Origin of the sequence: Pseudomonas sp. BIGb0558, from assembly GCF_024807515.1 — a bacterium.
GTDB classification, from domain to species: Bacteria; Pseudomonadota; Gammaproteobacteria; order Pseudomonadales; family Pseudomonadaceae; genus Aquipseudomonas; species Aquipseudomonas yamanorum_A.
On the sequence record NZ_JANUEW010000002.1, the window covers coordinates 373,535 to 396,164 of the forward strand.

22 protein-coding genes, 1 tRNA gene and 1 pseudogene are annotated in these 22,630 nt (G+C 61.0%); 13 read left to right on the forward strand and 11 right to left on the reverse strand.

Features of this window, described 5'->3' with window-relative positions:
• Positions 1-37: 37 nt before the first annotated feature.
• A complete protein-coding gene (locus M2400_RS04965; RefSeq protein ID WP_259195221.1) occupies positions 38-1,354 on the forward strand; it encodes a Vps62-related protein in 1,317 nt (438 codons plus the stop codon).
• Here M2400_RS04965 and M2400_RS04970 read toward each other — a convergent pair.
• The 7 genes from M2400_RS04970 to M2400_RS05000 form a co-directional block, all read right to left on the reverse strand.
• Complete coding sequence (locus tag M2400_RS04970) at positions 1,307-2,065, reverse strand: ABC transporter substrate-binding protein (RefSeq protein WP_259195220.1); 759 nt, start codon at positions 2,063-2,065, stop codon at positions 1,307-1,309. The two genes, M2400_RS04965 and M2400_RS04970, sit on opposite strands and share 48 nt — an antisense overlap.
• A gap of 66 nt (positions 2,066-2,131) precedes the next feature.
• Positions 2,132-2,902, reverse strand: a complete 771-nt coding sequence (hisF, locus tag M2400_RS04975; RefSeq protein WP_003218030.1) for an imidazole glycerol phosphate synthase subunit HisF — start codon at positions 2,900-2,902, stop codon at positions 2,132-2,134.
• Between the two features lie 9 nt (positions 2,903-2,911).
• Entirely contained in the window at positions 2,912-3,649 is a 738-nt protein-coding gene (hisA, locus tag M2400_RS04980; RefSeq protein ID WP_027605077.1) for a 1-(5-phosphoribosyl)-5-[(5-phosphoribosylamino)methylideneamino]imidazole-4-carboxamide isomerase, read from the reverse strand.
• 39 nt (positions 3,650-3,688) lie between these two features.
• Positions 3,689-3,946, reverse strand: a complete 258-nt coding sequence (locus tag M2400_RS04985) for a DUF2164 domain-containing protein (RefSeq protein ID WP_003218033.1) — start codon at positions 3,944-3,946, stop codon at positions 3,689-3,691.
• On the reverse strand, positions 3,946-4,584 hold the full coding sequence (hisH, locus tag M2400_RS04990) for an imidazole glycerol phosphate synthase subunit HisH (RefSeq protein ID WP_177041031.1): 639 nt from the start codon (positions 4,582-4,584) through the stop codon (positions 3,946-3,948). The genes M2400_RS04985 and hisH overlap by 1 nt, the downstream gene beginning before the upstream one ends.
• A complete protein-coding gene (hisB, locus tag M2400_RS04995; protein ID WP_003218037.1) occupies positions 4,584-5,177 on the reverse strand; it encodes an imidazoleglycerol-phosphate dehydratase HisB in 594 nt (197 codons plus the stop codon). The genes hisH and hisB overlap by 1 nt, the downstream gene beginning before the upstream one ends.
• 291 nt (positions 5,178-5,468) lie before the next feature.
• The gene (locus M2400_RS05000) at positions 5,469-7,130 is read right to left on the reverse strand and encodes an OFA family MFS transporter (RefSeq protein ID WP_177075986.1); all 1,662 of its coding nucleotides are present in this window, start codon (positions 7,128-7,130) and stop codon (positions 5,469-5,471) included.
• 324 nt (positions 7,131-7,454) lie between these two features.
• Between M2400_RS05000 and M2400_RS05005 the strand changes: the two genes are divergently transcribed.
• The 4 genes from M2400_RS05005 to M2400_RS05020 all read left to right on the forward strand — a co-directional run bounded on the left by M2400_RS05005 (position 7,455) and on the right by M2400_RS05020 (position 11,183).
• On the forward strand, positions 7,455-9,671 hold the full coding sequence (locus M2400_RS05005; protein WP_177075984.1) for an AsmA family protein: 2,217 nt from the start codon (positions 7,455-7,457) through the stop codon (positions 9,669-9,671).
• On the forward strand, positions 9,668-10,735 hold the full coding sequence (mutY, locus tag M2400_RS05010; protein WP_259195219.1) for an A/G-specific adenine glycosylase: 1,068 nt from the start codon (positions 9,668-9,670) through the stop codon (positions 10,733-10,735). The genes M2400_RS05005 and mutY overlap by 4 nt, the downstream gene beginning before the upstream one ends.
• A complete protein-coding gene (locus tag M2400_RS05015; RefSeq protein ID WP_010169058.1) occupies positions 10,732-11,004 on the forward strand; it encodes an oxidative damage protection protein in 273 nt (90 codons plus the stop codon). Before mutY ends, M2400_RS05015 begins: the two co-directional genes overlap by 4 nt.
• Before the next feature lie 103 nt (positions 11,005-11,107).
• Positions 11,108-11,183 (forward strand) — tRNA-Phe (locus M2400_RS05020).
• 92 nt (positions 11,184-11,275) lie between these two features.
• On the opposite strand, the gene M2400_RS05025 is transcribed toward M2400_RS05020, so the two are convergent.
• From M2400_RS05025 to M2400_RS05035, 3 genes are all read right to left on the reverse strand, one after another.
• Positions 11,276-11,566, reverse strand: coding sequence for a hypothetical protein (locus tag M2400_RS05025; protein WP_256351878.1), 291 nt, complete (start codon positions 11,564-11,566; stop codon positions 11,276-11,278).
• A gap of 233 nt (positions 11,567-11,799) precedes the next feature.
• Positions 11,800-13,440: a glycosyltransferase family 39 protein gene (locus M2400_RS05030; RefSeq protein WP_259195215.1), complete on the reverse strand. Its 1,641-nt coding sequence runs from the start codon at positions 13,438-13,440 to the stop codon at positions 11,800-11,802.
• 87 nt (positions 13,441-13,527) lie between these two features.
• A complete protein-coding gene (locus tag M2400_RS05035; RefSeq protein WP_259195214.1) occupies positions 13,528-14,493 on the reverse strand; it encodes an arsenic resistance protein in 966 nt (321 codons plus the stop codon).
• A 172-nt stretch (positions 14,494-14,665) separates the two neighbouring features.
• On the opposite strand from M2400_RS05035, the pseudogene M2400_RS05040 reads away from it, so the two are divergent.
• Together M2400_RS05040 and M2400_RS05045 are read left to right on the forward strand one after the other, a co-directional pair.
• Positions 14,666-15,583, forward strand: a pseudogene (locus M2400_RS05040) (alpha/beta fold hydrolase); the annotation flags it as partial.
• Between the two features lie 76 nt (positions 15,584-15,659).
• Complete coding sequence (locus M2400_RS05045; RefSeq protein WP_177075974.1) at positions 15,660-16,073, forward strand: hypothetical protein; 414 nt, start codon at positions 15,660-15,662, stop codon at positions 16,071-16,073.
• Positions 16,074-16,214: 141 nt separating this feature from the next.
• Here the strand turns inward: M2400_RS05045 and gabP are convergent, their stop codons facing one another.
• Positions 16,215-17,606, reverse strand: a complete 1,392-nt coding sequence (gene gabP / locus M2400_RS05050) for a GABA permease (RefSeq protein ID WP_177041023.1) — start codon at positions 17,604-17,606, stop codon at positions 16,215-16,217.
• A gap of 554 nt (positions 17,607-18,160) precedes the next feature.
• Between gabP and M2400_RS05055 the strand changes: the two genes are divergently transcribed.
• The 6 genes from M2400_RS05055 to M2400_RS05080 all read left to right on the forward strand — a co-directional run bounded on the left by M2400_RS05055 (position 18,161) and on the right by M2400_RS05080 (position 22,621).
• A complete protein-coding gene (locus M2400_RS05055) occupies positions 18,161-18,934 on the forward strand; it encodes an ABC transporter ATP-binding protein (RefSeq protein ID WP_169386600.1) in 774 nt (257 codons plus the stop codon).
• A 13-nt stretch (positions 18,935-18,947) separates the two neighbouring features.
• The gene (locus tag M2400_RS05060; protein ID WP_010169040.1) at positions 18,948-19,697 is read left to right on the forward strand and encodes an ABC transporter substrate-binding protein; all 750 of its coding nucleotides are present in this window, start codon (positions 18,948-18,950) and stop codon (positions 19,695-19,697) included.
• 73 nt (positions 19,698-19,770) lie between these two features.
• Positions 19,771-20,466 carry an ABC transporter permease gene (locus M2400_RS05065; RefSeq protein WP_010169038.1) on the forward strand — a complete coding sequence of 232 codons (696 nt, stop codon included), beginning with the start codon at positions 19,771-19,773 and terminating at the stop codon, positions 20,464-20,466.
• Between the two features lie 38 nt (positions 20,467-20,504).
• The gene (locus tag M2400_RS05070; RefSeq protein ID WP_029615812.1) at positions 20,505-21,194 is read left to right on the forward strand and encodes an ABC transporter permease; all 690 of its coding nucleotides are present in this window, start codon (positions 20,505-20,507) and stop codon (positions 21,192-21,194) included.
• Entirely contained in the window at positions 21,175-22,389 is a 1,215-nt protein-coding gene (locus tag M2400_RS05075; RefSeq protein WP_259195212.1) for an SAM-dependent methyltransferase, read from the forward strand. The genes M2400_RS05070 and M2400_RS05075 overlap by 20 nt, the downstream gene beginning before the upstream one ends.
• Before the next feature lie 25 nt (positions 22,390-22,414).
• The gene (locus M2400_RS05080; RefSeq protein ID WP_177114344.1) at positions 22,415-22,621 is read left to right on the forward strand and encodes a hypothetical protein; all 207 of its coding nucleotides are present in this window, start codon (positions 22,415-22,417) and stop codon (positions 22,619-22,621) included.
• Positions 22,622-22,630 lie beyond the last annotated feature (9 nt).

Here is a 22,630-nt window from a genome sequence, read left to right on the forward strand (position 1 = left end):
GGGCCTGCAACTTTTAATAGAATTGGGACGACAAACCATGCAACCCATACGATTCAAAGATCTGCTGATCAACTTCACCACGGAGTTTGACCTGCTCTGGAGCGCCAAGGATTCAGGCGCCGATAACGCTGCCACCTTTTGGCGCCCCAACACGACGGCCGATGCGCTGAACAGTTTTTCTTCATTGGGTGACGTAATTGTCAGCGACTATCGCACGATCAATAACCGAAAATTCGTCGCGGTGGTCAGCGAAGCAGACAGCGTCAATGGCACTGCGCTTCGAGCGCCGGTGGACTTTAATCTGGTCTGGAAAAACTCCGGAAAGAAGGTTCGATCCGAGTGTTCCGTATGGAAACCCGTGCCTCCCGAAGGCTATGTGGCAATGGGGATGGTCTGCTGTATCGGTTATGACAAACCGACGCTGAATGCGATTCGTTGTGTCCGGGCTGACCTGGTGGTCGATGCCTATATCGGCAACCCGATATGGAGCGACAAGGGCAGCGGGTCTCGCATGGACTTCAGCGCCTGGGACATCCACACCCCCGACGTCCAGCCCGCAGAAGCCTATATCGCAGCGGGCACCTTTTACGGCGCCGACAGCTGGACCCGGCCTTCTTTCGGCGCCAGGCCGTACGCCTTGCGCATGGAGCTGGCAGTGCAGGAAAGCACCCTGCCTGCACCACCCACACCGCTTGCCCTGGAAGAAACCGAAGCGTCTTCCCACGTTTGCGAGTTGCCGTGGTTTGTCGTGAAAGACAGCAACCTGACGCCACTTGAGCAACTGCATCAATCGCCCATCTATCGACTGGAAAGAAGCGACCGCTATCTACCTGTCGGCGTTGGGCACAATACGACGCTCCAGGGCAAAACGTTCAACTGGACGGCACGCAAGGGCGAGGCAGGCGATAGCTCGGTAGACTTCATAGCGGCGACGGGTATTGAGTTTGCGTACGAGTGGTCACCGATTACTCGACCGGTGATTTTTTCTGCACACCTGAACAAGTCCTTCACCCATACCGCCCAATCAGCGAAAGGCTGGGGCACTTCAACCTCACTGGAAGTGGCGGCCTACGTGCCGGCGAGCCAGACCATCGCGGCCTACGTTGTACGCAGCGAATACAAGCTCTATCGACAGGACGGCAGCCAATTGGCAGCCACCGTCAGCTACACCAACGGCGACACAGTGTATTTCAGCGAATCAACGGCACAGGCGCCTGAGGTAGACGAACCAGCACCCGTCCTGGTTCCACCCGTAGAGCCAGGCCCGGTCGAGGAAGCACCTGTTACCCCGCCAGGAGAAACGGCTTTAGAGATAACGCCCCATGATTTGATCGACGACACCTTCTTCTCGTAACTGATCCAGGGCTGCCTGAAGCTTGGCCACCACGTCATCCGGCACATTCTTGTTCAATGCCAGATACAGCTCGGCGCTGTTGAAGCGCAGTACGGTCTTGAGTCCGGTCACCCCGACCTGGCGCGCCAGATAACGGCCCGCCGGGTCGCCGGTAGCCCAGAGGTCGATCTGGCCATCGATCAATTTCTGCGCATTGTCCTGGTCCCGCAGCACGATGACCGGCTTCAGGCCCTGCTTCTCCAGGCTCTCGGCGATGGCATCGCCCTTGTAGGCGCCGATCTTGTAGCGCCGGGCCTGCTCAAGGTCGCTCAACTGGATCTTGCTGTCAGCCTTGGCCAGCAGCACCCAATCGTCCGGGCCGATGGGGCCGACCCATTTGAACAGCGCCTCACGGTCCGGCAGGCGCGCCATCACGAACACACCGTAGCCGGGCTTTTCCAGGGCGAGTTTGTAGATTCGCTCCCAAGGGAAACGCAGGGTGAGGCTGTAGGAAATGCCGGCACGCTGGAAGGTCTCGCGGACGATGTCCACGGCGATGCCTTCGATGTTCTCTTCCTTGGCGAAGTTCTTGCCGTTTTTCGCCATGTTGTACGGCGGGAAGTTTTCCGTCAGCAGCACCAGGGAAGCGCTGTCGGATGGTTCATCAGCGTGAGCCGAACCCGTCAACAGAACGGTGGTACTGGCAAGGGCGAGCAGCAGGTCTTTGAACATGAAAGTTACCGGAATCCATGGCAAGCCCAGAGAGTGCCGCGAGCCTGCCATGGTGTCCAGTGACGTTTAGCGTACGACGATACCGCGCGCCGCCATGTAGGCCTTTGCCTCAGGTACGGTGTATTCGCCGAAGTGGAAAATGCTCGCCGCCAGCACTGCGCTGGCGTGGCCTTCGATCACGCCGTCGGCCAGGTGCTGCAGGTTGCCGACGCCGCCCGAAGCAATCACCGGGATGCCCAGGGCATCGCTGATGGCGCGGGTCACGCCCAGGTCGAAGCCGTTTTTCATGCCGTCCTGGTCCATGCTGGTCAGCAGGATTTCACCGGCGCCCAGGGCCTCCATCTTCATCGCCCACTGCACCGCGTCCAGCCCGGTTGGCTTGCGCCCGCCGTGGGTGAAGATCTCCCAGCGCGGGGTTTCGCCGGGGCCTGAGACTTTCTTGGCATCGATGGCCACCACGATGCATTGCGAACCGAAGTGCTGCGCGGCTTCGCCGACGAACTCCGGATTGAACACGGCCGCAGTGTTGATCGAGACCTTGTCTGCGCCAGCGTTCAGCAGGTTGCGGATGTCTTGCACGGTGCGCACGCCACCGCCCACGGTCAGCGGGATAAACACCTGGCTGGCCATGCGCTCGACGGTATGCAACGTGGTGTCGCGACCGTCGACGCTGGCGGTGATGTCGAGAAAGGTAATCTCGTCAGCACCCTGTTCGTCGTAGCGACGGGCGATTTCCACCGGGTCGCCGGCGTCACGGATGTTCTCGAACTTGACGCCCTTGACCACGCGACCGTTGTCGACGTCCAGGCAAGGGATGATGCGTTTGGCCAGCGCCATGGTCAGTCCTCAGCCGTTGTAGGCGTCGCAGTAAGCCTGGGCTTCAGCGACGTCCAGGGTGCCTTCATAGATCGCACGGCCAGTGATGGCGCCGATGATCCCTGGCGCCTTTGCGTCCAGCAGCGACTTGATGTCACCCAGGTTGTGGATACCGCCGGAAGCGATCACCGGGATCTTCGTGGCGGCAGCCAGCGCAGCGGTGAACGGTACGTTGCAGCCCTGCATCATGCCGTCTTTGGCGATGTCGGTATAAACGATGGCAGAGACGCCGTCGGCTTCAAACTGCCTGGCCAGGTCGATCACCTGGACGGTGCTGATCTCGGCCCAGCCGTCGGTGGCGACGAAACCGTCTTTGGCGTCCAGGCCCACGATCACCTTGCCGGGGAATGCACGGCAGGCTTCGGCAACAAAGGCAGGGTCTTTGACCGCCTTGGTACCGATGATCACGTAGCTCACGCCCGCTTTCACGTAGTGCTCGATGGTTTCCAGGGAACGGATGCCGCCGCCGATCTGGATCGGCAGGTTCGGGTAGCGCCTGGCAATCGCCGTGACCACTTCACCGTTGACCGGCTGGCCTTCGAACGCACCGTTCAAGTCCACCAGATGCAGACGACGGCAGCCACCTTCCACCCACTTGGCAGCCATGCTCACCGGGTCATCGGAGAACACCGTGGAATCTTCCATACGGCCCTGGCGCAGACGTACGCAGGCGCCGTCCTTGAGATCGATAGCGGGAATAATCAGCATCTGGCAAACCTTATTCGATATTCAGCGTTGCTCGGGAAATCAGGGTTTCTCGAGCGCCCACAAGTCGCTTTCGATGCTTTCGAACCTTTCTTTAAGGTGCGTCTGCACATCGAAAATCGCCCTGTTGTAATAGTGCGGAGCAATTTCAGTGGTGAACAGTTCGAGGATTTCTGCAACCTCGAACGAACCGAGCTTGAGCTCGAAGCGGTCTTCCATGAAACGCTTGATCTTGTCGGTGGCCTCACTCTCCTGCTGGGGAGTGAGGTTCAGGATCGGCGGCTTGACCTTCTTGGCCATTACCAGCGCCCGTCCCACGCGGCGAAGTTCTGCAGCAATTGCAGGCCATGGGTATGGCTCTTCTCCGGGTGGAACTGCACGGCAAAGCGCGAACCGTCGGCCAGGGCCGCGGCGAAGTCGACGCCATAGTGCCCGCCACCCACCACCTGGCGCGGGTTACCGGCAGCGATGTAGTAGCTGTGCACGAAGTAGAAACGCGCAAGGTCCGGCACGTTGTGCCACAGCGGGTGATCCACGGTCTGGCGCACTTCGTTCCAGCCCATGTGCGGCACCTTCAGGTGCTCGCCGTCTTCGTGCAGGCCCTTGCCGAAAAACTTCACCTGGCCCGGGAACAGGCCGATGCAGTCGACGCCGTCGTTCTCTTCACTGCTGTCGAGCAAGGCTTGCATGCCCACGCAGATGCCGAGGAACGGCCGGTCCTGGCTGACTTCACGCACCAGGCTGTCGAAGCCCAGGCGGCGAATCTCGGCCATGCAGTCGCGAATCGCGCCGACCCCTGGGAAAACCACCCGGTCGGCTTCGCGAATCACGTCGGCATCGCTGGTGATCAGCACCTTGCCGGCACCTACGTGTTCGAGGGCCTTGGCCACCGAGTGCAGGTTACCCATGCCGTAATCGATAACCGCGACCGTCTGCATTACAGGACGCCCTTGGTCGACGGCATTTGCCCGGCCATGCGGTCATCCAGCTCCACAGCCATGCGCAGGGCGCGACCGAAGGCCTTGAACACGGTCTCGATCTGGTGGTGGGTGTTGGTGCCACGCAGGTTGTCGATGTGCAGGCTGACCAGCGCGTGGTTGACGAAGCCCTGGAAGAATTCCTGGAACAGGTCGACGTCGAAGCCGCCCACGGTGGCGCGGGTGTACGGCACGTGCATCTGCAGGCCCGGGCGGCCGGAGAAGTCGATGACCACACGCGACAGCGCTTCATCCAGCGGGACATAGGCGTGGCCGTAGCGACGGATGCCTTTCTTGTCGCCGATGGCCTTGGCAAATGCCTGGCCCAACGTGATGCCGACATCCTCCACGGTGTGGTGGTCGTCGATATGCAGGTCGCCCTTGCTGACGATATCCAGGTCGATCAGCCCGTGACGGGCGATCTGGTCCAGCATGTGCTCAAGAAAAGGTACACCGATATCAAATCGGGCCTTTCCGGTGCCATCCAGGTTAATCGAGGCTTTGATCTGGGTTTCCAGAGTGTCGCGCTCGACGGACGCCTTACGTTCGGCCATCACCAGCTCCGCAAAATCATTGGGCGAAAAAGGCAGCCATTATAGGGGCGCGGGCGCTAAACAGAAACATCGGAGGGGATAAGACTGACGAGTTGACGCGAGGAATGTCGGGGATAGACATGTGCATACAGGTGAGCACGGGTTCAGGCGGGACTGGATTATGTGGGAGCTGGCTTGCCTGCGATGCAGACACCTCGGTGTTTCAGTTACACCATGGTGATGCTATCGCAGGCAAGCCAGCTCCCACACAAGCCCGGTTCCCTCAGGAACCGGGCCCACTCTGCCGCGGTGTTAGTGGAACAGTACCGCGGTTTTCTGCAGGGTGACCCACACGCCCCACGCCAACGGAATACCCACCGCCAGCCAGGCGGCAACCGCCAACGGCACGCTGCCGGAAGAGGCTTTCCATTCCAGCACGGTGCTGGAATCGGCGCCCTTGTCGTGGCCCAGCGCCTGTTCGGCAGCCAGTTCCGCGTCGGTCATGAAGTACTTGTCTGCCACCGGCCGTACCAGCAGGTTGCAGATGAAGCCCAGCACCAGCAGGCCGGCGAGGATGTACAAGGTGATGTCGTAGGCCGCAGCGCGTTCAACGCCGATGCTCAACTGATACTCACGCAGGTAGTTCACCAGCACCGGGCCCAACACGCCCGCTGCTGCCCATGCCGTCAGCAGGCGACCATGGATCGCGCCCACCATTTGCGTACCGAACAGGTCCGCCAGGTAAGCCGGGACAGTCGCAAAACCACCGCCGTACATCGACAGGATGATGCAGAAGGCCGCGACGAACAGTGCCACGTTGCCCAGATGGCCCAGGTTCGGGATCAGCGCGTACAGGGCAAAGCCCAGGGCGAAGAACACGAAGTAGGTGTTTTTACGGCCCAGGTAGTCGGAGAACGATGCCCAGAAGAACCGGCCACCGATGTTGAACAGACTCAACAGACCGGTAAAGCCGGCGGCAATGGCCGCGATGGACGCCAGTTGGCCGGCATCCAACTGGCCAAACGTCAGACCGTTACCCAGCAACTTGCCGCCGAACACTTCCTGCAGCAGCGGCGAAGCCATGCCGAGGATGCCGATACCGGCAGACACGTTCAGGCACAGCACCAGCCACACCAGACGGAATTGCGGGGTTTTCCAGGCCACGTTCACGTGCACGTGACGGTGGGTGATCATCGCGTTGCTGGCTTTCTTCGCCGGGGCAGTCCAGCCCTCAGGCTTCCAGCCGGTCGGCGGAACACGGTAAGACAAGGCGCCGCCAATCATGAACACGAAGTAGATCACGGCCATGACCACGAAGCTCTGCCACACGCCAACGCTGGTCGGCGAGGCAAAGTGGCCCATCAGCGCAGCTGCCAACGGGGCGCCAACCATCGCGCCGCCGCCGAAGCCCATGATCGCCATGCCGGTGGCCATGCCGCGTTTGTCCGGGAACCACTTGATCAGGGTCGAAACCGGCGAGATGTAGCCCAGGCCCAGGCCGATACCGCCAATGACCCCGGAGCCGATCCACATCAGCCAGATCTGGTGGGTATAAATCCCCAATGCCGAGATCAGCAGGCCGCCACACCAGCACAAGGCCGACACGACGCCGGCCTTACGTGGCCCGGCATGTTCCAGCCAGCCGCCCCAGATCGCTGCCGAGCAGCCCAGGAAGATGAAGAACAGGGTGTAGATCCAGCCCAGCATGGAGATGGGCCAGTCGCATTGGGACGAGAAGACCTGGCTGATAAAGCTCATGTCCGGCGCGCAGGCGACCGGTGCGGTAATACCCAGCGCCTTGGACAGCGGCAGCCAGAACACCGAAAAACCATAGGCCATGCCGATGCACAAGTGGATGGCCAGGGCGGCCGGTGGTACCAGCCAACGGTTGAACCCGGGCTTGGCGATAATGCGCTCCTTGGACAGGAACGCAGGCTGTGCGGCAGTTGAACCTGCCACAGTGCTAGTGCTCATTGGTGTTTCCCCCAGTTATTAGTATGTGTCCGTCGGGCGCTCTCTCCTTTGGCCTTACACGCAAGGCGTGGCCATATTTGTTGAGTAAAGCTCCATTTTTGCGCGACGTTTAGTCGCAGAAGGCGGACGAACACGCAGAGATTAGCATCTGTGGATGACAGAAAAACCAAACTGATATCACCTTTTTCGGGATATCTGATTTCTCTGACGTCAAAAATCCGTTTTCCGGCCTCTAGATACAATGTAACTATCCGCGAACTGACGTAAGCCTTCGGGCGTTATACTCTGCGGCTAAATTTTAAAACGACATACAAGGACTCGCCCATGAAAGCGTTCGGCAAAATCCTGGGTCTGGTACTTCTCGGGCTGTTGCTGATCATTGTGGCTCTAGGCTTTGCCCTGACCCATCTCTTCGATCCCAACGACTACAAAGACGAGATTCGCCAGATTGCCCGCGACAAGGCCCACATCGAGCTGACGCTCAATGGCGACATCGGCTGGAGCCTGTTCCCCTGGCTCGGCCTTGAACTGCACGAGGCCAGCGTTGCGACCCTGACCAACCCGACCCAGCCGTTTGCCGATTTGCAGATGCTCGGCCTCTCGGTGCGCGTGCTGCCGCTGCTGCGCCGCGAAGTGCAGATGAGCGATGTGCGTGTCGAAGGCCTGAACCTGCGCCTGAACAAAGATGTGCATGGCCATGGCAACTGGGAAGACATCGGCAAGAATGTGCCGGACCCGAGCACGCCTGCCAGCACGCCCGCCGTCGCTGAAGCGGCCACGCCGCCCAAGCCTGAAAAGCCGCCACAGCCGATCCGCCTGGACATCGACAGCCTGACCATCAACAACGCCCGCGTCGAATACAACGACGAGCAGACCGGCAAGCAGTTCAGTGCCGAAAGCATCCAATTGAGTGCCGGCGCCGTGCATGAAGGTGCAAGCATCCCGCTGAAACTCACCGCCTTCCTCGGCACCAACCAGCCGCTGATGCGCGTCAAGACCGAGCTGAACGGCAACTTGCGCATTCAACGCGCCCTCCAGCGCTACCAGTTCGAAGACATGAAACTCACCGGTGAAGCCACCGGCGAGCCGCTGCAAGGCAAGACCCTGACCTTTTCGACCCAGGGCCAATTGCTGGTGGACCTCTCCGCCAACATCGCCGAATGGACTGGCATGAAGCTGTCGCTGAACCAACTGCGCGCCCTGGGCGAGCTGAAGGTCAACGACCTGGACAAGACCCCGCAACTCAGCGGCGCCCTGTCGATTGCCCAGTTTGACCTGGCCAAGTTCCTCGACAGCGTCGGCAACCCGCTGCCACCGATGGCCGCGGGCAGCCTGAGCAAGGTCGAACTGGTCAGCCGCCTCAAGGGCACGCCCACCAGCCTGGCGCTTGAAGACCTCAACCTGAAACTCGACGAGAGCACCTTCACCGGTCGCGTGGCCGTGGATGATTTCGCCAAGCAGTCCCTGCGGGTACAGCTCAAGGCCGACACGTTCAATGCCGACAACTACCTGCCAGCAAAATCCGACGCCGCCAAAGGCGCGACGGCCGCCCGCCAGGCTGAAGTGCAAAACAGCGAAGCCGGCGCCATGGCGGCCGGAGGCACCACACCGCTGCCGGACGCCCCGACCAAGGGCGCGTGGAGCACCGACAAACTGCTGCCACTGACCCGCCTGCGCGCCCTGGACGTGAATGCCGACCTGTCCTTCGGCCAACTCACCCTGAGCAAGCTGCCGATCCAGAACGCCGCACTGAAAGCCTCCGGCCTCGATGGGCAGCTCAAGCTCGACACCTTGAGCGGCGGCCTCTACAACGGCACCTTCCAGGCCAACGGCAACCTTGACGTGCGTCAGGACATCCCGTTGCTGGCGCTGCAAACCCGCATCAAGCAAGTGCCGGTCGAGCGCATCCTGCAAGCCCAGGGGCAGAACCCGCCGGTGAAGGGCCAACTCACCCTCGACAGCAATCTCAATGGCCGCGGCAATAGCCAGAAGGCCCTGATCGACAGCCTCAACGGCACCGCCAGCTTCGTGATCAATAACGGTGTGCTGCTCAACGCCAACCTTGAGCAACAACTGTGCACCGGCATCGCCTTGCTCAACCGCAAGACCCTCAGCGGCGAGCAGCGCGGCAAGGACACCCCGTTCCAGGAACTCAAGGGCAACCTGACCTTCCGTAACGGCGTGGCCAGCAACCCGGACCTGAAAGTGCGCATCCCGGGCCTGACCGTCAACGGCAACGGTGACATCGACCTGCGCGTGCTGGGCATGGACTACCGCGTGGGCATCATCGTCGAAGGCGACCAGCGCGAAGTGCCGGACCCGGCCTGCGAGGTGGGTTCCAACTTCCAGAACATCGAAGTCCCACTGCGCTGCCGCGGCCCGCTGGAACTGGGCGCCAAGGCTTGCCGCCTGGACAAGGACGGCCTGAGCCAGGTCGCTATCAAGGCGGCAGGCAACAAGCTCAGCGAGAAGCTTGAGCAGAAGCTCGACAAGGTCAATCCACAGTTGAAAGATGCTCTGAAAGGCCTGTTCAAGCGATGAGAGACGAGCAATTTTCATCGGCGGTGCTCGACTGGTACGACCGCCACGGTCGCCACGACCTGCCCTGGCAACAGGGCATCACGCCTTACCGGGTATGGGTCTCGGAGATCATGTTGCAGCAGACCCAGGTCAGCACCGTGCTGAACTACTTCGACCGGTTCATGGCTTCCCTGCCGACAGTCGAAGCCCTGGCTGCCGCGCCGGAAGACGAAGTGCTGCACCTGTGGACCGGCCTGGGTTACTACACCCGGGCGCGCAACCTGCAAAAGACCGCGAAGATTGTCGTGGCCGAATACGCTGGTGAGTTTCCCCGTGACGTCGAAAAGCTCACCGAGCTGCCCGGCATCGGCCTGTCCACCGCCGGCGCGATTGCCAGCCTGAGCATGGGCCTGCGGGCGCCGATCCTCGATGGCAACGTCAAACGCGTGCTGGCACGCTTTACCGCGCAAGAGGGTTACCCAGGCGAGCCGAAGGTTGCCAAGCAGTTGTGGGCCACCGCAGAGCGCTTTACGCCCCATGACCGGGTCAATGCCTACACCCAGGCGATGATGGACATGGGCGCCACGCTCTGCACCCGCAGCAAACCCAGCTGCCTGCTGTGCCCGCTGGAAAAGGGCTGCGAAGCCCACATGCTCGGCCTGGAAACCCGCTACCCGATCCCCAAGCCCCGCAAGACCGTGCCCCAGAAGCGCACGCTGATGCCGCTGCTGGCCAATGGCGAAGGCGCGATTCTGCTTTACCGTCGCCCTTCCACGGGCCTGTGGGGCGGTTTGTGGAGCTTGCCGGAGCTGGATGACCTGAGCGACCTGGAACACCTGGCCAACCAGCACTCCCTGGCGCTGGGCGAGCAACAGGCACTGCCGAGCCTGATCCACACCTTCAGCCACTTCCAACTGGCTATCGAACCCTGGCTGGTCCAGGTCCAGGAGTCTGCCCATCACGTGGCCGAGGCTGACTGGCTCTGGTATAACCTCGCCACCCCGCCGCGCCTGGGCCTTGCCGCCCCGGTAAAGAAACTGCTGAAGCGCGCGGCTGAAGTATTGAACGCAGGAGTTCCGTCATGACCCGCACCATCATCTGCCGCAAGTACCACGAAGAATTGCCCGCCCTGGAACGCGCCCCGTTCCCTGGCGCCAAGGGCCAGGACATTTTCGACAACGTCTCTGCCAAGGCCTGGGCCGACTGGCAAAAACACCAGACCCTGCTGATCAACGAAAAACGCCTGAACATGATGAACGCCGAAGACCGCAAATACCTGCAAGGCGAGATGGACAAGTTCTTTTCCGGCGAAGATTACGCCAAGGCCGACGGCTACGTGCCACCTGCTGAATAATTGATCAAATTTGGGGGTTGGCCCGTAAGCGACGGTAATAATTAAATATTTTTTGAAAACTTGCTTGACGACCCCCTGAAAAACCCGTTTAATGCGCCCCGTTGCCCAGATAGCTCAGTCGGTAGAGCAGGGGATTGAAAATCCCCGTGTCGGCGGTTCGATTCCGTCTCTGGGCACCACTAATTAGTTTCAGGTGGTGCAAACGTCATCTGAAACAAACAAGAAACCCGCCTGGTGCGGGTTTTTTGTTGTCTGGATTTTTTGCCCCCCTTCAGCCCCCTCCGCGCATCAACGTCAACACCGCAGCCCGCTCCTGCTCGGAGATGTGAAAACCACTCTCCTCCACGCGCGCAATCCAATCCTGCGCCGAAAGCGACTCACCAAAACGCACCAGACGCCCGTAGCGCCTGAACACCGCCTCCAGCACCCCGATCATCGACGGGTAGCTGCAGCCGCCGTCAAAACAAATACTGAGGCCGCCAAACCAGGAACGGCCGATCACGTGAGCACTACCGGCGCTCTCAGCGCCCGCGTACGCAAAATCCATTTTTACTGCTTCCATGTCACATCCAGAAATCATCACTACGAAAGTACCAAAGCCTAGCAGACGCGTGCTTTACGGCAGGCTGCAAAGCGTTTTATCAGACCCGACGGTCATTTAAACGACGACCATACAGCAAGACGATCCAAACCGTCGGGGACCCGCTGCGCCTTATGACCCTATTGATCTGTCCTTAATTCCCCAGTGATCGCCTCTCGCATCACCCCGGAGCCACGACGAATAAGGCAACTGACTCACTTCACCAGAAACACCATTAGCGGGTTGTCATTCAATCGCCCGCTGAACACCGGCGCCCTATGCTCCAGTGGCGTGCCATTGAGCAACGCGGTTTGCTTGCGCTCCACAATCACCCAGGCCGGACGCGGCAACGTGTCCACCAGCAAGGGTTCGTTGCGCCCGATGAACAGCGGCTTCTCGTCGTGATCAAGGTTCATGATGTAGCGGATCGCCCAGGTGTCCTTGGCCAGATCGACAAACACCAGGGTCCCGGGATTGCCGGCTCGCAGTTTCTCCACCGCGCCAACGAAGTTCCTGGTGTCGAATTGCAGGTCCTTCGCCGGCTCCACCACCTTCACCAGCACCAGCCATTGGGTAGCCAATGCAATAAGGCTGAGCACTACCAGGCGCCGGCCGAGACTGTCCTGCAAACGCCGCCAGGCAATCACGGCGGCCAGTTGCAGCACAATCAGCACACCCACCAACGCCGGCACTGAAACGTCCGGCCAGTAACCGTGCTTGTGCCACAGGTGCCGACAGACAAACACCACCACGATCCCGAGCACCGGCAAGGCCGCCACCAACCACTCATAACCACGACGCACACCCAGCAGCCAGCCCTGGGCCTGGAGCAAGCCGTAGGCCGCCACTGCAGCGAACATCGGCACCATCGGCACAATGTAATAAGCGCGCTTGAAGTGCGGGATGGACAGGCCCAGCAGAATCATCAGCCCGCAGGCGGCCAGGCGCACCGCCAACTGCACATCGGCATCCTCGTTGCGCACCGACCATTTGTGACGCAGGACAATCATCGTCGCCAGCGCCAGCGGCACCACCGGGAAATAGCGGTACAGGCTCAACTTGAAGTAGAAGTAGAACGCCTCGCCGGTTTCGTCGAGGCGCCCGGTAAACTGCATCCTGAGCACATCATCGACAAAGGCATCGCCGCCGCTGATCCGCGCCAGCTTCAACAGCACCCACCAACAGCCTGCCAGCAGGATCAGTCCGATAACCCCGTGGGCAATGACCTTTTTCAGCAGTGCAATCCGCTCTTGCCGCGTGCGGGCCGGGCCCATCGCCCAGTAGACACAGACCACCCCGCACACCTCGACCAGCCCCAACGGACCGCGAATGGCAAACGCCACCACGAATAACGGAAAGACCGCATATTGGCGCAGCCGCGAGCCCGTGCGCTCGCCGGTATGCAACAGATAGAAACTCGCCAGGCACAGAAACGAGACCATCTGGTCCAGGCACACCGAACGCGACTTTTCCAGCAACTGGGCGGTCAATGCGGTGAGCAGTACCGTCAGCAGCGCCCACGCCCGACCGGACGGTGCCAGCAAGCGGTAGATCAGCGCCATGACCCCGGCCGATGCCAGGGCGGTAGGCATCACGTTGGCCAGATCATTGGGCGCCCCGAACAAGCGGGCAAAGAGGTAGCTGAGATACGTCGCCGTGCCGGGATAGTCCGGGTAAGACTCACCATAGGTGGTCGGAAAGAGGCTCGGGCCGTGGCGAAACATCTCTTGCATGAAGACGGCCCATCGGCCATCGAAGCCTTGTGGCTGCTGGTCCCAGATCCCCAGGGTAAACAGCAGCAAGGCGATGAAAAAGATTCCCAGCGATTCCATTCGAAAGCGGTTGTGTTGATCCATTGTTCAGCCTGTCAGGTGGGGTAAACCGGCCCATGTTGCCGAACACTCTCCTGAATAACCCCTGAACGGAATCAAACATTCATCCGCCTAACGACGAGCGGGCCAAATCAGCAGCGGCATCAGCCGGATGTAGAGTAGCTCCCCCACCAGTTCTACCAGGGTTTGCGTGATCACCGCTGCGCCAGCGAGCCCACGGATGTCTTCGGGCAACGCCAGCGCCAGCGGCAACACCACCAGAGAATTGCGCGTAGAAGCACTGAAGGTGACCGCCCGCGCCGTACTCGCCGGCAGCTTGAACAACCGCGAAGCCAATGCGCCCATCAGCGGCGCCAGCAACAGAAAGCCGACGTAAACCGGAATCACCGGCGCCAGCAGGCCGATATCGCGGACCACCGCGGTGATTTGCGAACCGATCACCACCATCAGCACCAGCGCCATGGCCGGCACGGGCAGCCAGGCCCAGGCATCGTTCCAGGCACTGATGACCTGAGAGCGCCGGGACAGGGAAGTCGTCAGCACCGCCAGAATCATGGGCGCCACGATCAGCAGCAGGAAGGCCTCGACAAACGGCCCCACCGAAACCACCACCTGCGATTGCGCCCCCAGCATCAACCCCAGGTACAGCGGCAACAGCAACAGTTGCAGCAGCAACAGGATCGGGGTCGCTGCCAGCATCAACCGTGAATCACCCTTGCCGATGTGGGTGAACACCACCACGTAGTCGATGCACGGCGTCAACAGCACCAGCAACGCTCCCACCAGAATCGCCGGTTGCGCTACCAGGCCACGGGTCAGCGCCCACACCAGCAACGGAATCAGGATGAAGTTGGCCAGCAGTAACGCGCACATGAAACGCTTGTTGCCCAAGCCCTGGCGCAAGTCCAGAAACGGGATTTGCAGGAACATCGCGTACATCAGCACGGCGATGGCGGGCGTGACCAGGGCGGCCAGGCCTTGAGACATGGAGGGCGCCAGCAGGCCGACAACGGCAGCCAGCAGCACGGCGGCGAAGTAGATCGGGATCTGGTGTTGCTCGAGGGTGTCGCGAGTCATGGACAGGTTCTGATAGGGCGAGAGGGCCCAAGCCTAGGCATTTGAGTCGCTCAGGTCGAGCATCAGAAAATCGTCGGGGTCTTAGCGACAGAAATTTGTTAGCTTCGACTTCTTATAAAACTGCGCACGGGCCTCTGACGCCCCATCGAAAGCGCAATGATCGAGCCAGCTCATGAATCTGCCAATCCGCCCCCAAGCCGAACCCTTCCGCGAAGCCGCCGCCGACGGCCACCTCATTGGCGGCTTCACCTGGCGCCACATCAGAACCGACCTCGAGCGCCCGGTAGTCATCATCAACGCCGCCACCTCCGTGCGCTGCCGTCACTATTCACGCTTCGCCGACTACCTGTTTGCCAATGGCTTCGATGTCATCACCTACGACTACCGTGGCATCGGCGAATCCCGCAGCGGCTCGCTGAAGGGCTTCAAGGCGTCATGGTCGGATTGGGGCGTGCTGGACTTCGAAGCGATCCTGCAGCGCGCGCAGCGGGAGTTTGCGGGGCAGCCGATTGATGTGGTCGGGCACAGTTTTGGTGGGTGCGCGGCGGGCCTTGGGGCCTCCGGCGCGGTGATCCGGCGATTGGTCACGGTGGGCGCGCAGTTCGCCTATTGGCGCGACTACGAGGCGAGCGGGCGCTGGCGGATGTTTGCCAAGTGGCATGTGGTGATGCCGTTGGTGACCGCAATGTTTGGCTACTTCCCGGGCAAGCGCATGGGCTGGCTGGAAGATACGCCGGCAGGTGTGGTGCGCGATTGGAGTACGCCGACGCCAGGTTATGAAAAACGCCCCAGCGGGCGGGCGCTGAGTGAGCTGCCGTTTTCTCGGGTGAAGGCGCAGGTATTGGCGATCAGCATCACCGATGACCCATTTGGCACGGTGCCGGCAATCGAGCGCCTGCTGAGGTACTTCGAAGGCAGTGAGCGCACGCACCTGCGGATCGCCCCTGAAGATATCGGCGAAAAGGAGGTCGGACATTTCGCGTTCTTTCGAAGCCAGTATCAGGATCGGTTGTGGCCGATTGCGCTGGCGTGGCTACAACGAGGGGAATTGGCCGAAGGCACTCCGGGCCACCAAGTGACGGATCGCACCTAGAAACCCTTGGGATTTCCCCGGACCTGCGCTTCAATACGCCATTCCCAGATCCTGACACCAAGGACGTGAGCCCATGGCCTCGCCGAACAAGCAGCAAAAACGCGCCCACCGGGCAAAAGCCAAGGCCAAGCAGAACCGCACCCAACGCGCCGTCGCCACCAAGCCCGATGCCTTTGCAGGCGATGACAGCCGCATTGACCTTGAGTCGGTGGATTTGACCGAGCTGTTCCTGGAGATGCGTACCGCCGGCGAAACCAGCCAGCAGGCGCTGTGTGCGGTGTTCCTGGCGCACCCGCTGCTGGCGGTGGTGCTGGAGCAGGAAGGTGAAGAGGAAGCGACTGACTTCATCCTTGCGGCGCTGATCGAGTATCGCCAGTGGGCCACGGATACCGAGGATGAAGCAGCGGCCCTGGCGTGGATTGAATCGCCAGAGTTCCAAGCCGATTACGTGGCGGCATCACAGGCACTGGTTAATTCCGAAGGCTGATACAAAACGCAATGTGGGAGCCGGGCTTGCCCGCGATGGCGGTGAGTCAGTCAACATCTGTCTCGACTGACACACCGCCATCGCGGGCAAGCCCGGCTCCCACAGTTTTTTACAGCGCTTGATGGATCGTATTTCAACCCATCAATTCAACACCGCAGCCCCAACCTTCCGGCCCTTGCGCCGACGAGACACCATCAGCCCCGCCGCAACCACCAGCAAGCTCAGGATCCCGGTAGCCATGATCTCCACCCGGTGCGCTTCCTGGAACAGCATGATGGTCAGCACGCCCACGATGAACACGATCACCGCGTACGTCAGGCCCGGGAACAACCACATCTTGAAGGCAATCTTCTCGCCCGCCTCGGTGCGCTTCTGGCGCATGCGCAGTTGCGAGACGGCGATCACCAAGTACACCAGCAAGGCAATCGCGCCGGAGCTGGCCAGCAGGAATTCAAACACGGCAGCCGGGGCCACGTAGTTGGCAAACACCGCCAGGAACGCCGCGCCGGTAGACAGCAACACCGCCCAGTAAGGCGTGCCGCTCTTGTTGGTGATCTTGGACACCGCCGGCGCATCGCCGCGGCGGCCCAGGGAGAACATCATGCGCGAAGCGGTGTACAGCGCCGAGTTCAGGCAACTGGTCACCGCCACCAACACCACCAGGTCAACGATCAGCTTGGCATTCGGAATGCCCATGCGTTCCAGAACGGTCTGGTAGGAACCGACCGCGGCCAGTGCAGGATCATTCCACGGCACCAGGGCCACCACGATGAAAATCGACACCAGGTAGAACAAGCCGATCCGCCAGATCACCGAGTTGGTGGCCTTGGAAATCTGCTGGCCCGGGTTCTTCGATTCAGCAGCCGCGATGGTCACGATCTCGGTGCCCATGAACGAAAACATGGTGGTCAGGATTGCCGCCAACACCGCGCCCATGCCGTTGGGCAGGAAGCCTTGAGTGTCGAACAGGTGTGAAACGCCGCTGACCTGACTGCCCGGCAGGAAGCCGAAAATCGCCAGGATGCCGAGGATCACAAAGCCGATGATCGCCACCACTTTGATCAACGCAAACCAGAACTCGAACTCGCCGTAGTTCTTCACGCTGAACAGGTTGGTCGCCGTCAGCAGCAAGGTGATGATCAAGGTAAACGCCCAGATCGCCACGCTGGGAAACCAGGCGTGAAGGATGGTCGCGGCAGCGTTGGCTTCCAGCGGAATCACCAACACCCAGAACCACCAGTACAACCAACCGATGGTAAAACCGGCCCAGTGCCCGATCGCGCGGTCGGCATAAGTAGAGAACGAACCGGTATCCGGCGAAGCAACGGCCATCTCGGCCAGCATGCGCATCACCAACACCACCAGGGTACCGGCGGCGGCATACGCCAGCAGCACGGCTGGCCCTGCCGCAGCAATCGCGTGGCCGGAACCGACGAACAACCCGGCACCGATAACGCCGGCAATCGACAGCATGGTGACGTGACGCGGTTTGAGCCCCTGTTCGAGGTCATTGGAGCTTTGCGTACTACTCATTGACACACCTTTGCGAGGAATTGCGAATACGGTCCACCCGGCCTGGCGTCTTTCTCGTGAAAAGAAACCAACGGGGCGTTCTTTATTTTTTACGCAAGATTTGCGCCAAAATGTTACAGAGCCGCGATTGACGCGGGCTGTAGGGAAACTCAATAGCTAACGTAAGTCACTGACACTAATGGCATTCCGCTATAGCGTTACTGTGCGACCCACTTAAAAGACGAACAGGCGCACCAAAAACACACACAAATTGTGCGTGACGCCCTATTAAAGGGCTGATAGGGACCGTTCACCCGTTTAACCCTTCCAACACCCGGCCAAAGCTGGCACCATCGCGCCCTTTTTTACGCAAAACCTGTGGGAATCCGGGTTCAAACGGCTGTTCGGTTGTTGATGGCGCGACACACTGCTGTGCCGATGCGACACCCTGCCGCACACCGCCTGATAACCGCCCGCAGGGCTGTTGGCTGTCATCCAAACGCTATGCTAGCTTGGCGCCTCGCCAGGAAGGCGGCCCAACAGCAGGAGCGCAATGAACACAATGAGGACCCCACATGGCTGAGGCCACGCCCGCGCTTGAAATCCGCAACTTGCATAAACGCTATGGTGAGTTGGAGGTGCTTAAAGGCATCTCGCTGACCGCCCGCGACGGCGATGTGATCTCGATCCTGGGTTCCTCCGGTTCCGGCAAGTCCACGTTCCTGCGCTGCATCAACCTGCTGGAAAATCCGCACCAGGGGCAAATCCTGGTGGCCGGTGAAGAACTCAAGCTCAAGGCCGCGAAAAACGGCGAACTGGTGGCCGCCGACGGCAAACAGATCAACCGCCTGCGCAGCGAGATCGGTTTTGTGTTTCAAAACTTTAACCTGTGGCCGCACATGAGCATCCTCGACAACATCATCGAGGCCCCGCGCCGCGTGCTCGGCCAGAGCAAGGCCGAGGCCATCGAAGTCGCCGAAGCCTTGCTGGCCAAGGTCGGCATCAGTGACAAGCGCCACGCCTACCCGGCGCAATTGTCCGGCGGCCAGCAGCAACGCGCCGCCATCGCCCGCACCCTGGCCATGCAGCCCAAGGTCATCCTGTTCGACGAGCCCACATCGGCCCTTGACCCGGAAATGGTTCAGGAAGTACTTAATGTGATCCGCGCACTGGCCGAAGAAGGCCGCACCATGCTGCTGGTCACCCATGAAATGGGCTTCGCCCGTCAGGTGTCCAGTGAAGTGGTTTTCCTGCACCAGGGCCTGGTCGAAGAGCAAGGATCGCCACAGCAGGTATTTGAAAACCCGCTTTCGGCGCGCTGCAAACAATTCATGTCCAGCAACCGCTAACGGAGCAACATGCATGCAGAACTATAAAAAATTCCTCCTGGCTGCCGCCGTTTCGATGGCATTCAGCGCCTCGGCAATGGCCGAGACCTTGACCATGGGGATCGAAGCGGCCTACCCGCCCTTCAACAATAAAGACGCCAGCGGCAACGTAGTGGGCTTTGACAAAGACATCGGCGACGCCCTGTGCGCCAAGATGAAAGTCGAGTGCAAGGTGTACGTCTCCGATTGGGACGGCATCATCCCGGCCCTGAACGCCAAGAAGTTCGACTTCCTGGTCTCCTCGCTGTCCATCACCGATGAACGCAAGCAGGCCGTCGACTTCACCGACCCGTACTACTCCAACAAGCTGCAGTTCATCGCGCCCAAAGCCACCAAGGACTTCAAGACCGACGCCGGCTACCTGAAGGGCAAGATCATCGGTGCACAACGCGCGACGCTGGCCGGTACCTACCTGGAAGACAAGCTGCCGGACACCACCGCCAAGCTCTACGACACCCAGGAAAACGCCTACCTCGACCTGACTTCCGGCCGACTGGACGGGATGCTCGCCGACAAGTACGTACAGTACGAGTGGCTGAAAAGCAAAGACGGTTCCGCCTACGAGTTCAAGGGCGACCCGGTGGTAGAGAGCGACAAGATCGGTATCGCCGTGCGTAAAGGCGATGCACTGCGCGAGCGCTTGAATACCGCACTGGCTGAAATCAAGGCCGACGGCACCTACAAGAAGATCAACGACAAGTACTTCCCTTTCAGCATCGAGTGATCCTGAATGGCCTGCCCGGCGTGCTCCCTTGAGTGCGCCGGTCCTGAGCTTTGCCTTGCGAAACGACTAAACCATGAATTTCGACCTCTACGGATTCGGCCCGGCGCTCGCCGCTGGTGCGCTGATGACCGTCAAGCTGGCGCTCACGGCCCTGTGCCTTGGGTTGGTGCTCGGCCTGGCCGGCGCCTTGGCCAAGACTTCCCCGTACAAGCCCCTGCAATGGCTTGGCGGCGCCTACTCCACGCTGGTGCGTGGCATCCCGGAACTGCTGTGGGTACTGCTGATTTACTTCGGCACGGTCAACCTGATGCGTTCCCTCGGGGAGTTTTTCGGCAACCCCGACCTGTCCCTCAGCGCCTTCGCCGCCGGGGTTATCGCCCTGGGCCTGTGCTTTGGCGCCTACGCCACGGAAGTGTTCCGCGGGGCGATCCTGGCAATCCCCAAGGGCCACCGTGAAGCCGGTGTCGCCCTGGGCCTGTCGAAGTTCCGGATCTTCACCCGGTTGATCATGCCGCAGATGTGGCGCATCGCCCTGCCGGGCCTGGGCAACCTGTTCATGATTCTGATGAAGGACACCGCGCTGGTCTCGGTGATCGGCCTGGAAGAAATCATGCGCCACGCGCAGATCGGCGTGACCGTCACCAAGCAGCCCTTCACCTTCTTTATGGTCGCGGCCTTCATGTACCTGGGCCTCACCGTCCTGGCGATGACCGGCATGCACTTCCTGGAAAAACGTGCCGCGCGCGGCTTTGCGAGGAGCACGCAATGAGTGGCGACTACAGCTGGCTGGCGCATTTCGACCTCGGCCTGAACTGGGCCGTGATCATCAAGTGGCTACCTCGGTTGGCCCAGGGCGCAACCCTGACCCTGGAGCTGGTGGCCATCGCCGTGATCGCCGGCCTGCTGCTGGCGATCCCGCTGGGCATCGCCCGCTCTTCACGCCTGTGGTACGTGCGCACCCTGCCCTACTGCTACATTTTCTTCTTCCGTGGCACGCCGCTACTGGTGCAGTTGTTCCTGGTGTATTACGGCCTGGCGCAGTTCGACGCCGTGCGTGAGAGCGCCATGTGGCCCTACCTGCGGGACCCGTTCTGGTGCGCTACCGCCACCATGACCCTGCACACCGCCGCCTACATCGCCGAGATCCTGCGTGGCGCGATCCAGGCCATCCCGCCGGGTGAAATCGAAGCGGCGCGGGCACTGGGCATGTCCAAGCCCAAGGCGCTGTTCTACATCATCCTGCCGCGTGCCGCGCGCATCGGTCTGCCGGCCTACAGCAACGAAGTGATCCTGATGCTCAAGGCCAGCGCCCTGGCCAGTACCGTGACCTTGCTGGAGCTGACCGGCATGGCCCGCACGATCATTGCCCGCACTTATCTGCCCGTGGAGATTTTCTTCGCCGCCGGGCTGTTCTACCTGCTGATGTCCTACGTCCTGGTGCGCTTCTTCAAGCTGCTGGAACGCTGGTTGCGGGTCGATGCCTGCCAGGGCCGCTGACGCCTCGTTGACGGGTGAGCAACTGCTCGCCCGCTTCCAGGCGCTGGACGCGTTCCTCACCGAGCATCAAGGGCTGTGGCGACCACGGCCCTTTACCCACCTGCAATTGCCGTGGGAAACCCGGCACCCCGAGCTGGCCCACTGGCTGCGACAGCGCTCGCTGGCAGACGCGGAAAGCAGCCATAACCAACCTCACACCCTGCCGGCACCCGCGCCCTTTCCCGAGCTGGCGATACAGTCGCTGAATCTCAGTGCTGTGGATAACTTACCGTCCAGTGCCCTACCAGCCGCCCACCATCGTTTGAACATCGATGTACCCGGCCGCAAATGGCAGCAGATCGAAGCCTTCGGTGCCGCGCTGCAATTCGCCGCAACACCAAAACACTGGCTCGACTGGTGCGCCGGCAAGGGCCACCTCGGCCGCCGGCTGCTGCAACCCCGGCAACAACTGACATGCCTGGAATACGACCCGGCCCTGATCGCCTCGGGGCAGGCGCTCAGCGAACACCATCGATTGCCCGTCACCCATCGCCTGCAAGACGTGATGGCCGACATGCAGATCAGCCCCGAGCAAACCCCGGTCGCCCTGCATGCGTGCGGTGACCTGCATGTGCGCCTGCTCCAGCTGGCCAGCGCCGCCGGCTGCCGGCAACTGGCCGTGGCACCGTGCTGCTATAACCGCATCCGCGCCGAGCATTACCTGCCACTGTCGATGACCGCCCAGGCTTCATCACTGCGTTTATCGGTGGAAGACCTCGGCCTGCCGCTGAGCGAAACCGTTACCGCTGGGGCGCGAGTGCGCCAGCAGCGCGACACCTCGATGGCCAGGCGCCTGGGCTTCGATGGTCTGCAACGGCAACTGCGCGGCAGTGACGAGTACCTGCCCACTCCATCGCTGCCCGCGAGTTGGCTGGCCAAGCCCTTCGCCGACTACTGCCGCGAACTGGCGGCGCTCAAGGGATTATCCACCGGTGAACAGGATTGGCTGGCGCTGGAGGCCCAAGGCTGGCGGCGCTTGGCCGAGGTAAGAAACCTGGAATTGCTGCGTGGCCTGTTTCGGCGCCCGCTGGAGATGTGGCTGGTGCTGGATCGCGCGCTGTTTCTCACGGAGAACGGCTACACCGTGCACGTCGGCAGCTTCTGCGAAACACCGCTGACCCCGCGCAACCTGATGCTGCTGGCCGAGCGCAATTAAGGGGCATTTTGTCGCAGCGTGCCCTGTGGATAACTCTGTTGATGGAATTCTTGCGCAGGCCGTAGCAGCAAGCTTTACAGAGCAAAATGCTGACTGGTCATTTTTTGTTCATAAAATAAAACGCACGCAAAACAGGCAGTTGCAGCCTGATGAGAACCGCTCCGCAAAATTGCGGTTTCATGACATGTCCAACCAACCGATTGTGCATAAGCATCTGGCGTTAGCGGCATAACCCGGGCTT

Bases quoted from the DNA above. Each gene is read 5' to 3' on its own strand.
- M2400_RS04965 (WP_259195221.1), top strand. From the start codon at position 38: ATGCAACCCATACGATTCAAAGATCTGCTGATCAACTTCACCACGGAG.
- M2400_RS05055 (WP_169386600.1), top strand. From the start codon at position 18,161: ATGGCTGAGGCCACGCCCGCGCTTGAAATCCGCAACTTGCATAAACGC.
- M2400_RS05075 (WP_259195212.1), top strand. From the start codon at position 21,175: ATGCCTGCCAGGGCCGCTGACGCCTCGTTGACGGGTGAGCAACTGCTC.
- M2400_RS05030 (WP_259195215.1), bottom strand. From the start codon at position 13,440: ATGGATCAACACAACCGCTTTCGAATGGAATCGCTGGGAATCTTTTTC.
- mutY (WP_259195219.1), top strand. From the start codon at position 9,668: ATGAGAGACGAGCAATTTTCATCGGCGGTGCTCGACTGGTACGACCGC.
- M2400_RS05060 (WP_010169040.1), top strand. From the start codon at position 18,948: ATGCAGAACTATAAAAAATTCCTCCTGGCTGCCGCCGTTTCGATGGCA.
- M2400_RS05035 (WP_259195214.1), bottom strand. From the start codon at position 14,493: ATGACTCGCGACACCCTCGAGCAACACCAGATCCCGATCTACTTCGCC.
- hisA (WP_027605077.1), bottom strand. From the start codon at position 3,649: ATGCTGATTATTCCCGCTATCGATCTCAAGGACGGCGCCTGCGTACGT.
- hisH (WP_177041031.1), bottom strand. From the start codon at position 4,584: ATGCAGACGGTCGCGGTTATCGATTACGGCATGGGTAACCTGCACTCG.
- M2400_RS05065 (WP_010169038.1), top strand. From the start codon at position 19,771: ATGAATTTCGACCTCTACGGATTCGGCCCGGCGCTCGCCGCTGGTGCG.
- M2400_RS05000 (WP_177075986.1), bottom strand. From the start codon at position 7,130: ATGAGCACTAGCACTGTGGCAGGTTCAACTGCCGCACAGCCTGCGTTC.
- gabP (WP_177041023.1), bottom strand. From the start codon at position 17,606: ATGAGTAGTACGCAAAGCTCCAATGACCTCGAACAGGGGCTCAAACCG.
- M2400_RS05025 (WP_256351878.1), bottom strand. From the start codon at position 11,566: ATGGAAGCAGTAAAAATGGATTTTGCGTACGCGGGCGCTGAGAGCGCC.
- M2400_RS05005 (WP_177075984.1), top strand. From the start codon at position 7,455: ATGAAAGCGTTCGGCAAAATCCTGGGTCTGGTACTTCTCGGGCTGTTG.
- M2400_RS05045 (WP_177075974.1), top strand. From the start codon at position 15,660: ATGGCCTCGCCGAACAAGCAGCAAAAACGCGCCCACCGGGCAAAAGCC.
- M2400_RS04985 (WP_003218033.1), bottom strand. From the start codon at position 3,946: ATGGCCAAGAAGGTCAAGCCGCCGATCCTGAACCTCACTCCCCAGCAG.
- M2400_RS05015 (WP_010169058.1), top strand. From the start codon at position 10,732: ATGACCCGCACCATCATCTGCCGCAAGTACCACGAAGAATTGCCCGCC.
- hisB (WP_003218037.1), bottom strand. From the start codon at position 5,177: ATGGCCGAACGTAAGGCGTCCGTCGAGCGCGACACTCTGGAAACCCAG.
- hisF (WP_003218030.1), bottom strand. From the start codon at position 2,902: ATGGCGCTGGCCAAACGCATCATCCCTTGCCTGGACGTCGACAACGGT.
- M2400_RS04970 (WP_259195220.1), bottom strand. From the start codon at position 2,065: ATGTTCAAAGACCTGCTGCTCGCCCTTGCCAGTACCACCGTTCTGTTG.